At 53.7% G+C, this 13,557-nt stretch carries 6 protein-coding genes, 2 tRNA genes and 3 rRNA genes; 10 read left to right on the forward strand and 1 reads right to left on the reverse strand.

Going from position 1 to position 13,557, the window contains the following annotated elements:
* Window positions 1-30 precede the first annotated feature (30 nt).
* The 8 genes from rluD (at window position 31) to rrf (ending at window position 10,158) form a co-directional block, all read left to right on the forward strand.
* A complete protein-coding gene (gene rluD, locus GC090_RS04850) occupies window positions 31-1,011 on the forward strand; it encodes a 23S rRNA pseudouridine(1911/1915/1917) synthase RluD (RefSeq protein ID WP_006120699.1) in 981 nt (326 codons plus the stop codon).
* On the forward strand, window positions 1,008-1,739 hold the full coding sequence (yfiH, locus tag GC090_RS04855) for a purine nucleoside phosphorylase YfiH (protein ID WP_324020977.1): 732 nt from the start codon (window positions 1,008-1,010) through the stop codon (window positions 1,737-1,739). Before rluD ends, yfiH begins: the two co-directional genes overlap by 4 nt.
* A gap of 125 nt (window positions 1,740-1,864) precedes the next feature.
* On the forward strand, window positions 1,865-4,438 hold the full coding sequence (gene clpB / locus GC090_RS04860; RefSeq protein WP_033739502.1) for an ATP-dependent chaperone ClpB: 2,574 nt from the start codon (window positions 1,865-1,867) through the stop codon (window positions 4,436-4,438).
* 478 nt (window positions 4,439-4,916) lie between these two features.
* A 16S ribosomal RNA gene (locus tag GC090_RS04865) occupies window positions 4,917-6,458 on the forward strand.
* A 73-nt stretch (window positions 6,459-6,531) separates the two neighbouring features.
* Window positions 6,532-6,608: transfer RNA gene (locus GC090_RS04870), tRNA-Ile, on the forward strand.
* A 148-nt stretch (window positions 6,609-6,756) separates the two neighbouring features.
* Window positions 6,757-6,832 (forward strand) — tRNA-Ala (locus GC090_RS04875).
* A 202-nt stretch (window positions 6,833-7,034) separates the two neighbouring features.
* A 23S ribosomal RNA gene (locus tag GC090_RS04880) occupies window positions 7,035-9,940 on the forward strand.
* 102 nt (window positions 9,941-10,042) lie between these two features.
* Window positions 10,043-10,158: ribosomal RNA gene (gene rrf / locus GC090_RS04885) — 5S ribosomal RNA — on the forward strand.
* The 16S, 23S and 5S rRNA genes sit together here with 2 tRNA genes alongside, the layout of an rRNA operon.
* Window positions 10,159-10,395: 237 nt before the next feature.
* Here the strand turns inward: rrf and GC090_RS04890 are convergent.
* A complete protein-coding gene (locus tag GC090_RS04890) occupies window positions 10,396-10,857 on the reverse strand; it encodes an Lrp/AsnC family transcriptional regulator (protein ID WP_233255815.1) in 462 nt (153 codons plus the stop codon).
* A 132-nt stretch (window positions 10,858-10,989) separates the two neighbouring features.
* Here GC090_RS04890 and GC090_RS04895 point away from each other — a divergent pair, with 132 nt between their 5' ends.
* Window positions 10,990-12,030: a zinc-dependent alcohol dehydrogenase family protein gene (locus GC090_RS04895; protein ID WP_058702295.1), complete on the forward strand. Its 1,041-nt coding sequence runs from the start codon at window positions 10,990-10,992 to the stop codon at window positions 12,028-12,030.
* Window positions 12,031-12,252: 222 nt separating this feature from the next.
* Window positions 12,253-13,548, forward strand: a complete 1,296-nt coding sequence (locus GC090_RS04900; protein ID WP_324020980.1) for an MFS family transporter — start codon at window positions 12,253-12,255, stop codon at window positions 13,546-13,548.
* Window positions 13,549-13,557: the final 9 nt, after the last annotated feature.

The raw sequence follows: 13,557 nt of genomic DNA on the forward strand, positions 1-13,557 counted from the left end.
TAAAACCCAACGTTAACGAAGAAGCTGTATATGGCACAACAAGTTCAACTCACCGCAACGGTATCCGAGTCACAACTCGGACAACGTTTAGATCAGACTTTGGCGGAATTGTTCCCTGATTATTCACGTTCCCGCATAAAAGAGTGGATTCTCAACCAGCGCGTCAGTGTTAACGGCACTGTCATTGATAAGCCGAAAGAGAAAGTGCTTGGCGGCGAGCGCGTCACGATTGATGCAGAGATCGAAGAGGAGCAGCGCTGGGAACCCCAGGACATCCCGCTGGATATCGTATACGAAGACGAAGATATTATCGTCATCAATAAACCACGTGACCTGGTTGTTCATCCTGGGGCGGGAAATCCCGACGGTACGGTACTGAATGCACTACTGCATCACTATCCCGCCATTGTGGACGTTCCGCGTGCGGGGATTGTCCATCGTCTGGATAAAGACACCACCGGTTTGATGGTGGTGGCGAAGACCGTACCGGCGCAGACGCATTTAGTTGATGCCCTGCAGCGTCGTGAAATTACGCGTGAATATGAGGCGGTGGCCATTGGCACCATGACGGCGGGGGGAACGGTGGATGAACCGATTAGCCGTCACTCGACGAAACGTACGCATATGTCCGTGCATCCAATGGGTAAACCCGCTGTGACCCATTATCGCATTATGGAGCATTTCCGCGCCCATACGCGGCTTCGTCTGCGACTGGAAACCGGCCGTACGCACCAGATTCGCGTGCATATGTCGCATATTAATCATCCGCTGGTGGGCGATCCGCTCTATGGTGGTCGGCCGCGTCCGCCAAAAGGCGCGTCTGAAGAATTTATCGCGACCTTACGCGGTTTTGATCGTCAGGCACTGCACGCCACGATGCTCCGTCTTTATCATCCTATCTCGGGTATTGAGATGGAGTTTCATGCGGCCATTCCGCAGGATATGATCGATCTGATTGACGCGCTGAAAGCCGACACAGAGATGTTCAAGGATCAACTGGACTGGTTATGAGTCTGATTATCCCAAAATGGCCTGCGCCAGCGCAGGTGCGAGCTGTCTCGACATTACGCCACGGTGGCGTCAGTGAGGGAAACTGGTGCTCGCTGAATCTCGGGGGCCATGTCGGTGATAAAGCAGAACATGTTCGTGCTAACCGCAAGCGACTGGTCTCGCTAGCGGCGTTGCCCGCGATGCCGCAATGGCTGAATCAGGTGCATTCAACTGACGTTGAACATCTCTCTGCCGGTATGGATCCTCAGCCGCGGCAAGCCGATGCCTGCATGACGCGTGAGCCGGGCGTAGTTTGTGCTGTGATGACCGCTGACTGCCTGCCCGTGCTGTTTTGTTCTGACGATGGGCGTGAAGTGGCCGCTGCACATGCCGGATGGCGTGGGCTTTGTGGCGGCGTGCTGGAAAATACGCTGGCGCAGTTTCAGGCGCCGCCCGACAGAATCCATGCCTGGCTGGGGCCGGCGATCGGTCCTGATGCTTTTGAAGTCGGCGCGGAGGTTCGTCGTGCATTCATGGACATTGATCCGCGTGCGGCGGATGCATTCCGCCCCGTCGGAGATAAATTTTTTGCCGATATCTGGCATCTGGCCCGACAACGCCTGCAGGCCGCAGGGGTCCAGTCTGTCAGTGCAGATTCACGCTGCACCGTCAGTGAACCCGACAATTTCTTCTCCTACCGTCGGGACGGGATCACCGGGCGTATGGCAACTTTAATTTGGCTGTTATAGTCTTACGCCATAAGACGATCCAGGCAGTGCATTTTTTACTCATATCTCAGGTCATTATCCTTGAAAACTTGAGGGATGACCTCATTTTAATCTCCAGTAGCATTTGACCTGTAATGGGAGGAATTATGCGTCTGGATCGTCTTACTAATAAATTTCAACTTGCTCTCTCCGACGCGCAGTCTCTGGCATTGGGACACGACAACCAGTTTATCGAACCTTTGCATCTGATGAGCGCACTGCTCAAACAGGAAGGGGGATCGGTCGCTCCGCTGTTGTCCTCTACCGGCATAGATGTGGCCTCTCTGCGTACGCAGATTGACCAGGCTATCGATCGTCTGCCCCAGGTGGAAGGCAGCGACGGCGACGTGCAACCTTCTGCCGACCTGATCAGAGTGCTTAATCTGTGCGACAAGCTGGCACAGAAGCGCAATGACAACTTTATCTCATCTGAATTATTTGTTTTGGCAGCCCTGGATTCACGTGGCTCGCTGGCAGACATTCTGAAGTCTGCGGGTGCCACTAACGACAAGCTCACCAAAGCGATAGAACAACTTCGTGGAGGTGACAACGTGAACGATCAGGGTGCTGAAGATCAGCGTCAGGCGTTAAAGAAATACACAATCGATCTCACTGAGCGTGCCGAGAAAGGCAAGCTGGATCCGGTGATTGGTCGTGATGAGGAAATTCGCCGTACCATCCAGGTATTGCAGCGCCGTACTAAAAATAACCCTGTGTTAATCGGTGAGCCCGGCGTAGGTAAGACCGCCATTGTTGAAGGGCTGGCCCAACGCATTATCAATGGCGAAGTGCCGGAAGGGCTGAAAGGTCGCCGTGTACTGGCGCTGGATATGGGCGCGCTGGTGGCAGGGGCAAAATACCGGGGTGAATTCGAGGAGCGCCTGAAAGGCGTACTCAGCGACCTGGCCAAACAGGAAGGCAACGTCATCCTGTTTATCGATGAGTTACATACCATGGTGGGCGCAGGCAAAGCGGACGGCGCAATGGATGCCGGTAATATGCTGAAGCCGGCACTGGCACGTGGTGAGCTGCACTGCGTCGGTGCCACCACGCTGGATGAATATCGCCAGTACATTGAGAAGGATGCGGCACTGGAGCGTCGTTTCCAGAAAGTGTTTGTCGCAGAGCCAAGCGTTGAAGATACCATCGCCATTTTGCGCGGGTTAAAAGAGCGCTATGAGTTGCACCATCATGTACAGATTACTGACCCGGCTATCGTTGCGGCGGCCACGCTTTCTCACCGCTATATCGCCGATCGTCAGTTACCCGATAAGGCGATTGACCTGATCGATGAAGCGGCATCCAGCATTCGTATGCAGATTGACTCCAAACCAGAGGCACTGGATCGACTGGAGCGGCGCATTATTCAGTTGAAACTGGAACAGCAGGCGCTGAAGAAAGAGTCTGATGATGCCAGCGTGAAACGTCTGGAGATGCTCGAAGCGGAGCTGAATCAGAAAGAGCGTGAATATGCTGAGCTGGAAGAAGAGTGGAAAGCGGAAAAAGCCTCATTAACCGGTACGCAGAATATTAAAGCGGAGCTGGAACAGGCACGCCTCCAGCTTGAGCAGGCGCGTCGCTCTGGTGATTTGGCGCAGATGTCTGAGCTGCAGTACGGCAAAATCCCGGCGCTGGAAAAACAACTGGCTTCTGCCACCCAGTCTGAAGGCAAAACCATGAAGCTGCTGCGCAATCGCGTGACAGATGTGGAAATTGCCGATGTGCTGGCGCGCTGGACCGGTATTCCGGTTGCCCGCATGATGGAAGGGGAGCGAGACAAACTGCTGCGAATGGAACAGGAGCTCCACTCGCGCGTTATCGGACAGGATGAAGCCGTCGAAGCGGTGTCCAATGCCATTCGTCGTAGCCGTGCGGGTCTGGCCGATCCAAACCGTCCTGTCGGATCATTCCTGTTCCTCGGCCCAACGGGTGTGGGTAAAACCGAGTTGTGTAAATCGCTGGCTAACTTCCTGTTTGACAGTGACGATGCGATGGTCCGTATCGACATGTCTGAATTTATGGAGAAACACTCGGTATCGCGGCTGGTGGGGGCACCTCCGGGCTACGTTGGCTATGAAGAGGGCGGCTATCTGACCGAGGCGGTTCGCCGTCGTCCGTATTCGGTGATTCTGCTGGATGAGATAGAGAAGGCGCATCCCGATGTCTTCAATATCCTGCTGCAGGTGCTGGATGATGGCCGTTTAACGGATGGGCAAGGTCGCACCGTTGATTTCCGCAACACGGTGGTAATCATGACCTCGAACCTGGGCTCCGATCTGATTCAGGAACGTTTCGGCAATCTGAACTACGCCGAAATGAAGGGGGTTGTCATGGGTGTGGTAGGACAGCACTTCCGTCCTGAATTTGTTAACCGTATTGATGAGGTGGTGGTGTTCCATCCTCTGGGTGAAAAACACATTGCCTCTATCGCACAGATTCAGCTGCAACGGTTGTACAAACGTCTGGAGGATCGCGGTTATCAGCTGCATATCTCTGATGCCGCGATCAAGCTGCTGGGTGAGAACGGTTATGATCCGGTGTACGGTGCGCGTCCACTGAAACGCGCTATCCAGCAACAGATAGAGAATCCGCTGGCACAGCAGATCCTTTCCGGACAACTGGTTCCGGGAAAAGTGATAGAAATGGATGTCAAAGACGACGTCATTACGGCACATCAGTAAGGCTGTCTCTGTTAAAAACGGGCGTAATGCCCGTTTTTTGTTTCTGAAACGGGCCGGATTGGCGGTTTCTGCGACGGTTTGCCTGGAAAGTGAGCGGTTGAGAAGTTTCTTTGAATTACCCCCTTGCCAGCCCAAAATATTTGCCTATAATGCGCCTCCACTGACACGGCACAACGGCTTACGTAACGCGGTGTTCAGCAGAGAACTCCCCGGAGTTTTCGCCGGAGAAAAACTTCTGAAAAAGAGGTTGACTCTGAAGGAGGAAAGCGTAATATACGCCACCTCGCAACAGACGGTTAACCCGGTGGTTGCACTGCTCTTTAACAATTTATCAGACAATCTGTGTGGGCACTCGCAGGATTGATATCCGCGTCTCCGGACGCAAAAAAATATCAAGTCTTAAGAGTGAACACGTATTGAAATTCATTACGACGTTTTCCTTGAGCATCGCTGCACTGGTTGCAGCAAATCAAACTTTAAATTGAAGAGTTTGATCATGGCTCAGATTGAACGCTGGCGGCAGGCCTAACACATGCAAGTCGGACGGTAGCACAGAGGAGCTTGCTCCTCGGGTGACGAGTGGCGGACGGGTGAGTAATGTCTGGGAAACTGCCCGATGGAGGGGGATAACTACTGGAAACGGTAGCTAATACCGCATAACGTCGCAAGACCAAAGTGGGGGACCTTCGGGCCTCACACCATCGGATGTGCCCAGATGGGATTAGCTTGTAGGCGGGGTAACGGCCCACCTAGGCGACGATCCCTAGCTGGTCTGAGAGGATGACCAGCCACACTGGAACTGAGACACGGTCCAGACTCCTACGGGAGGCAGCAGTGGGGAATATTGCACAATGGGCGCAAGCCTGATGCAGCCATGCCGCGTGTATGAAGAAGGCCTTCGGGTTGTAAAGTACTTTCAGCGGGGAGGAAGGTGTTGAGGTTAATAACCTCAGCAATTGACGTTACCCGCAGAAGAAGCACCGGCTAACTCCGTGCCAGCAGCCGCGGTAATACGGAGGGTGCAAGCGTTAATCGGAATTACTGGGCGTAAAGCGCACGCAGGCGGTCTGTTAAGTCAGATGTGAAATCCCCGGGCTTAACCTGGGAACTGCATTTGAAACTGGCAGGCTTGAGTCTCGTAGAGGGGGGTAGAATTCCAGGTGTAGCGGTGAAATGCGTAGAGATCTGGAGGAATACCGGTGGCGAAGGCGGCCCCCTGGACGAAGACTGACGCTCAGGTGCGAAAGCGTGGGGAGCAAACAGGATTAGATACCCTGGTAGTCCACGCCGTAAACGATGTCGACTTGGAGGTTGTTCCCTTGAGGAGTGGCTTCCGGAGCTAACGCGTTAAGTCGACCGCCTGGGGAGTACGGCCGCAAGGTTAAAACTCAAATGAATTGACGGGGGCCCGCACAAGCGGTGGAGCATGTGGTTTAATTCGATGCAACGCGAAGAACCTTACCTACTCTTGACATCCAGCGAACTTTCCAGAGATGGATTGGTGCCTTCGGGAACGCTGAGACAGGTGCTGCATGGCTGTCGTCAGCTCGTGTTGTGAAATGTTGGGTTAAGTCCCGCAACGAGCGCAACCCTTATCCTTTGTTGCCAGCGATTCGGTCGGGAACTCAAAGGAGACTGCCGGTGATAAACCGGAGGAAGGTGGGGATGACGTCAAGTCATCATGGCCCTTACGAGTAGGGCTACACACGTGCTACAATGGCGCATACAAAGAGAAGCGACCTCGCGAGAGCAAGCGGACCTCATAAAGTGCGTCGTAGTCCGGATCGGAGTCTGCAACTCGACTCCGTGAAGTCGGAATCGCTAGTAATCGTGGATCAGAATGCCACGGTGAATACGTTCCCGGGCCTTGTACACACCGCCCGTCACACCATGGGAGTGGGTTGCAAAAGAAGTAGGTAGCTTAACCCTCGGGAGGGCGCTTACCACTTTGTGATTCATGACTGGGGTGAAGTCGTAACAAGGTAACCGTAGGGGAACCTGCGGTTGGATCACCTCCTTACCTGAAGATACCTTCGTGCGAAGTGCTCACACAGATTGTCTGATAGAAAGTCACGAGCAGAAAAAACCTCTACAGGCTTGTAGCTCAGGTGGTTAGAGCGCACCCCTGATAAGGGTGAGGTCGGTGGTTCAAGTCCACTCAGGCCTACCAAATTTCTCCTCATGCTGCGTTATGCGCGCGGTCGTTTACAGAGGTAAACTTCCCTTCCGCATGCCTTGCCTGAGAAGAAATTGCATTCCTCCATGCGAAGAATGTGTACTCGGTTGAGTGGTAGTAGTGGTCTCTGCAGTAACTGTATGGGGCTATAGCTCAGCTGGGAGAGCGCCTGCCTTGCACGCAGGAGGTCAGCGGTTCGATCCCGCTTAGCTCCACCATACTTGCTGTTTTTTCTGACAATACTTCAGAGCGTACCGGCGACGGTGTGCTGCGAAGTATTATGCTCTTTAACAATCCGGAACAAGCTGAAAATTTGAAACGACGCACGTCGTGTTCCTCCGTAATAAGGAACACAGCACGATGCGTTCGGGTCTCTCAAAAGCTCACGACACGCAAGCGCAAAACGCCTGTGGGTTGTGAGGTTAAGCGACCAAGCGTACACGGTGGATGCCCTGGCAGTCAGAGGCGATGAAGGGCGTGCTAATCTGCGATAAGCGCCGGTAAGGTGATATGAACCGCTATAACCGGCGATACCCGAATGGGGAAACCCAGTGTGATTCGTCACACTATCATGCAGTGAATACATAGCGGCATGAGGCGAACCGGGGGAACTGAAACATCTAAGTACCCCGAGGAAAAGAAATCAACCGAGATTCCCCCAGTAGCGGCGAGCGAACGGGGAGGAGCCCAGAACCTGCATCAGCTTGTGCATCAGTGGAAGCGTCTGGAAAGTCGCAGGGTACAGGGTGATACTCCCGTACACAAAGGTGCATGAGTTGTGAGTTCGATGAGTAAGGCGGGACACGTGGTATCCTGTCTGAATATGGGGGGACCATCCTCCAAGGCTAAATACTCCTGACTGACCGATAGTGAACCAGTACCGTGAGGGAAAGGCGAAAAGAACCCCGGCGAGGGGAGTGAAACAGAACCTGAAACCGTGTACGTACAAGCAGTGGGAGCACCTTCGTGGTGTGACTGCGTACCTTTTGTATAATGGGTCAGCGACTTATATTCTGTAGCAAGGTTAACCGTATAGGGGAGCCGCAGGGAAACCGAGTCTTAACTGGGCGTTAAGTTGCAGGGTATAGACCCGAAACCCGGTGATCTAGCCATGGGCAGGTTGAAGGTTGGGTAACACTAACTGGAGGACCGAACCGACTAATGTTGAAAAATTAGCGGATGACCTGTGGCTGGGGGTGAAAGGCCAATCAAACCGGGAGATAGCTGGTTCTCCCCGAAAGCTATTTAGGTAGCGCCTCGTGAACTCATCTCCGGGGGTAGAGCACTGTTTCGGCTAGGGGGCCATCCCGGCTTACCAACCCGATGCAAACTGCGAATACCGGAGAATGTTATCACGGGAGACACACGGCGGGTGCTAACGTCCGTCGTGAAGAGGGAAACAACCCAGACCGCCAGCTAAGGTCCCAAAGTCATGGTTAAGTGGGAAACGATGTGGGAAGGCACAGACAGCCAGGATGTTGGCTTAGAAGCAGCCATCATTTAAAGAAAGCGTAATAGCTCACTGGTCGAGTCGGCCTGCGCGGAAGATGTAACGGGGCTAAACCATGCACCGAAGCTGCGGCAGCGACGCGCAAGCGTTGCTGGGTAGGGGAGCGTTCTGTAAGCCGTCGAAGGTGTGCTGTGAGGCATGCTGGAGGTATCAGAAGTGCGAATGCTGACATAAGTAACGATAAACAAGGTGAAAAACCTTGTCGCCGGAAGACCAAGGGTTCCTGTTCAACGTTAATCGGAGCAGGGTGAGTCGACCCCTAAGGCGAGGCCGAAAGGCGTAGTCGATGGGAAACAGGTTAATATTCCTGTACTTGGTGTTACTGCGAAGGGGGGACGGAGAAGGCTATATCGGCCGGGCGACGGTTGTCCCGGTTTAAGCGTGTAGGTGTGTGCGCCAGGCAAATCCGGTGCACTTTACACTGAGGCGTGACGACGAGGCACTACGGTGCTGAAGTGATAAATGCCCTGCTTCCAGGAAAAGCCTCTAAGCATCAGGTAACACGAAATCGTACCCCAAACCGACACAGGTGGTCAGGTAGAGAATACCCAGGCGCTTGAGAGAACTCGGGTGAAGGAACTAGGCAAAATGGTGCCGTAACTTCGGGAGAAGGCACGCTGGCGCGTAGGTGAAGGGACTTGCTCCCGGAGCCGAGGCCAGTCGAAGATACCAGCTGGCTGCAACTGTTTATTAAAAACACAGCACTGTGCAAACACGAAAGTGGACGTATACGGTGTGACGCCTGCCCGGTGCCGGAAGGTTAATTGATGGGGTTATCCGTAAGGAGAAGCTCTTGATCGAAGCCCCGGTAAACGGCGGCCGTAACTATAACGGTCCTAAGGTAGCGAAATTCCTTGTCGGGTAAGTTCCGACCTGCACGAATGGCGTAATGATGGCCAGGCTGTCTCCACCCGAGACTCAGTGAAATTGAAATCGCTGTGAAGATGCAGTGTACCCGCGGCAAGACGGAAAGACCCCGTGAACCTTTACTACAGCTTGACACTGAACACTGAGCCTTGATGTGTAGGATAGGTGGGAGGCTTTGAAGCGTGGACGCCAGTCTGCGTGGAGCCGTCCTTGAAATACCACCCTTTAATGTTTGGTGTTCTAACGTGGGCCCGTGATCCGGGCTGCGGACAGTGTCTGGTGGGTAGTTTGACTGGGGCGGTCTCCTCCCAAAGCGTAACGGAGGAGCACGAAGGTTGGCTAATCCTGGTCGGACATCAGGAGGTTAGTGCAATGGCATAAGCCAGCTTGACTGCGAGAGTGACGGCTCGAGCAGGTGCGAAAGCAGGTCATAGTGATCCGGTGGTTCTGAATGGAAGGGCCATCGCTCAACGGATAAAAGGTACTCCGGGGATAACAGGCTGATACCGCCCAAGAGTTCATATCGACGGCGGTGTTTGGCACCTCGATGTCGGCTCATCACATCCTGGGGCTGAAGTAGGTCCCAAGGGTACGGCTGTTCGCCGTTTAAAGTGGTACGCGAGCTGGGTTTAGAACGTCGTGAGACAGTTCGGTCCCTATCTGCCGTGGGCGCTGGAGAATTGAGGGGGGTTGCTCCTAGTACGAGAGGACCGGAGTGAACGCACCGCTGGTGTCCGGGTTGTCACGCCAGTGGCACTGCCCGGTAGCTAAGTGCGGAAAAGATAAGTGCTGAAAGCATCTAAGCACGAAACTTGCCCCGAGATGAGTTCTCCCTGAGGCTTCGAGCCTCCTGAAGGGACGTTGAAGACGACGACGTTGATAGGCCGGGTGTGTAAGCGCAGCGATGCGTTGAGCTTACCGGTACTAATGACCCGTGAGGCTTAACCTTACAACGCCAGAGGCGTTTTGGTTGAGAGACAGAAGAATTTTCAGCCTTGTTTACCGGATAACGCCGTGCGGCCCGAGGGGGCGGTGCGGCAGACAGAATCTGCCTGGCGGCTGTAGCGCGGTGGTCCCACCTGACCCCATGCCGAACTCAGAAGTGAAACGCCGTAGCGCCGATGGTAGTGTGGGGTCTCCCCATGCGAGAGTAGGGAACTGCCAGGCATCAATAAAGTAAAAAAGACCCGTACTTCCGTACGGGGCTTTTTTACGTCCGCAAATCATGGTTCAGCAGGCAGCCGGGCAGAATCTTATGGCCGTTTAAAGCCTCTTGAGCCCGATATCCTACGCTGCTGTTTGCACTGAACCGGCTGGCAAGACTCCTTCCATCGTCGCCTGGTACCGTTTCTTTGTATAAATTCTCCAGGCCCGCCATCCTGGGTCAGAAAGTAAACCGTACCCTCAGACCGGCAGGGGATGGCTTTTCTTCACTTCCCTGAGCGAAATCGAAGAATTAATGCTCAGGATCCCCGGCAGCTTGCGCAGTTCCTTTTCAATAAACAGGCTGTAATGATCTAAATCCCGCGCAACCACCTGCAAAAGGAAGTCGGCCTCGCCAGTGATATTGTGGCATGACAGGACATAAGGATTCGCATTGATCCGCTCTTCAAAGTCTCGTGTTGCCGCCTCACTGTGTTGGCTGCAGACCAGACGCACGAATGCCATCACGCCAAACCCCATCTTTCGACGATTCACTACCGCCTGATAACCTTCAATGAAGGCTTCGTCCTCAAGCCGCTTCAGGCGCCGCCATGTTGACGCCGGGCTCATATCCAAATCCTGAGACAGCTTAAGACTCGATACTCTGCCGTCCTTTTGCAGATAGCGCAGTAACGCCACATCTTTCTTATCAAGAATACTCACTGAAATATCCACTCAGCCTTACTATCGTTAATGAAAGATAATTTCATAAACCATGATCCGCCTGCAATACACGAAAAGTAATTTCACGGCCTGTCAGTATACTTTTAGTAAACCATACATGAGGGTTTACTGATGAAAGCGGTCATATACGAATCATTTCTGTCCCCGCCTGTCCTGAAAACGCTGCCGGATCCCACACCGGAACCCCATGGCGTTGTGATTCGGGTTAAAGCAACTGGGGTTTGCCGAAGCGACTGGCATGGCTGGGTCGGCCACGATCCTGATATCCCGTTACCCCACGTGCCGGGGCATGAATTCGCCGGCACGATTGAAGCGGTCGGCAGCGCGGTGACGAAATGGCGCCCGGGCGATAATGTCACCGTGCCCTTTGTCTCGGGATGCGGTTTATGCCATGAGTGCCATTCAGGCAATCAACAGGTCTGCGATCATCAGTTTCAGCCAGGCTTTACCCACTGGGGATCCTTCGCAGAATATGTCGCCATACAGCAGGCGGATCTGAACCTCATTGCTCTACCGGATACGCTGAATTTCACCACTGCGGCCAGTCTGGGATGTCGCTTCATCACCTCTTTCAGGGCCGTTGTTGATCAGGGGAAAACGTCCGCAGGGCAGTGGCTTGCTGTGCACGGCTGTGGTGGCGTAGGCCTTTCCGCCATCATGATTGCCAATGCACTTGGCGCCAATGTCATAGCGGTGGATATCTCGGATGAAAAGCTGCAACTGGCGCGTGAGCTGGGCGCTGTTGCCATCGTAAATGCCACGCAGGTCGCCGACGTAGCGGAAGCGGTCAGAGAGTTCACCCACGGCGGGGCGCACGTTTCAATCGATGCGCTGGGTCATACGGCAACCTGTGTCAACGCTATCAACTCATTACGAAAAAGAGGCAGGCACGTTCAGGTTGGCCTGATGGCAGGTGAACACAGCGCACCGCCCATTCCTATGGCGCGGGTCATTGCTAATGAACTGGAAATTATTGGCAGCCACGGCATGCAGGCCCATCGCTATGATGTGATGATGAACATGATTCATGCAGGAAAACTCTGTCCGGAAAAACTGATCGGCAGAACCATTAACCTGGAGCAATCCATAGAGGCGTTAATGAATATGGATAAGTTTGAATCGCCCGGTGTTACGGTGATCACCGCATTTTAACGGTCTCCCTGTGCGCATGTCAGTGCTTCCAGGATGTCATCGTGAGGCGCTGACGCAGCGTTATCGGTAAATGCCGCCTGATATATCACGCAATGATTTCAGTAAATTAGCAACACAGGTCACATTTTATAGGCTCGGGGCAACACCTCTTTCCGTTTTATTGCCGTCCATGCTTTACTCAACGCTTTAACGCTGCTTATCAGCAAGGAGCCGAGGCATAGCATGTCAGACATGAACAGCACTCCCCACACGCAGGCGATCGACAGAAAAAAACGTATCTGGGCCATCGTAGGCGCATCCTCAGGTAATCTCGTCGAATGGTTCGACTTTTATGTGTACTCGTTTTTCTCACTCTACTTTGCCCATATTTTCTTCCCCCAGAGCGACACCACAACCCAACTGCTGCAAACCGCGGGCGTCTTTGCGGCGGGCTTCTTAATGCGGCCGATTGGTGGCTGGTTATTTGGCTACATTGGCGACCGCCACGGTCGCAAAAAATCCATGCTGATCTCGGTCTGCATGATGTGTTTCGGATCGCTGGTGATCGCCTGCCTGCCGGGCTACGAAAGTATTGGCATCGCCGCGCCCGCACTGCTTTTGCTGGCGCGTATGTTTCAGGGACTGTCAGTAGGCGGTGAATACGGCACAAGCGCCACCTATATGAGTGAAGTCGCGCTGGAAGGACGAAAAGGATTTTATGCCTCATTCCAGTATGTCACCTTAATCGGCGGCCAACTGGCTGCGGTACTGACGGTCGTGGTGCTGCAGTTTCTGTTAACCGATCATGAGCTACGAACCTGGGGCTGGCGTATCCCGTTCTTTTTAGGCGCCGCGCTGGCTGTCGTCGCGTTATGGCTGCGCCGCTCGCTGGATGAGACCTCAGATAAACAAACCCGTGAACACCGCGATGCGGGCAGCGTCATCGGCTTATTGCGAAATCATACTAAGCCGTTTCTGATGGTACTGGGCTTTACCGCGGGCGGATCGCTGAGTTTCTATACCTTTACCACCTATATGCAAAAGTACCTGGTCAATACGTCAGGCATGGATGCGAAAACGGCCAGCGGATTAATGACCGGCGCGTTACTGGTTTATATGCTGCTGCAGCCGATTATCGGTGGTTTGTCGGATAAAATCGGCCGCCGCACGTCCATGATGATCTTCGGGGCTGGTGCCGCAATCTGTACTGTGCCCATCCTGACACTTTTGCAAAACGTTCAGAGTCCGGGCATGGCATTTGTTCTGATTATGCTGGCGCTGCTGATCACCAGTTTTTACACCTCGATCAGTGGGATTTTAAAAGCAGAGATGTTTCCACCGCAGGTCAGGACGCTCGGTGTCGGGCTTTCCTATGCGGTGGCGAATGCCATTTTTGGTGGATCGGCAGAGTATGTTGCGTTGCTGATGAAACACCACGACATGGAAACCACGTTCTTCTGGTATGTTTCTGGGATGGGTGCACTGGCCTTCGTGGTATCGCTGTTGCTGCACCGGCAGGGTAAGGGCATGGCGCTTTAATCGGTAAAC

This window comes from Pantoea sp. JZ29 (assembly GCF_035190385.1).
Taxonomy (GTDB): Bacteria; Pseudomonadota; Gammaproteobacteria; order Enterobacterales; family Enterobacteriaceae; genus Pantoea; species Pantoea stewartii.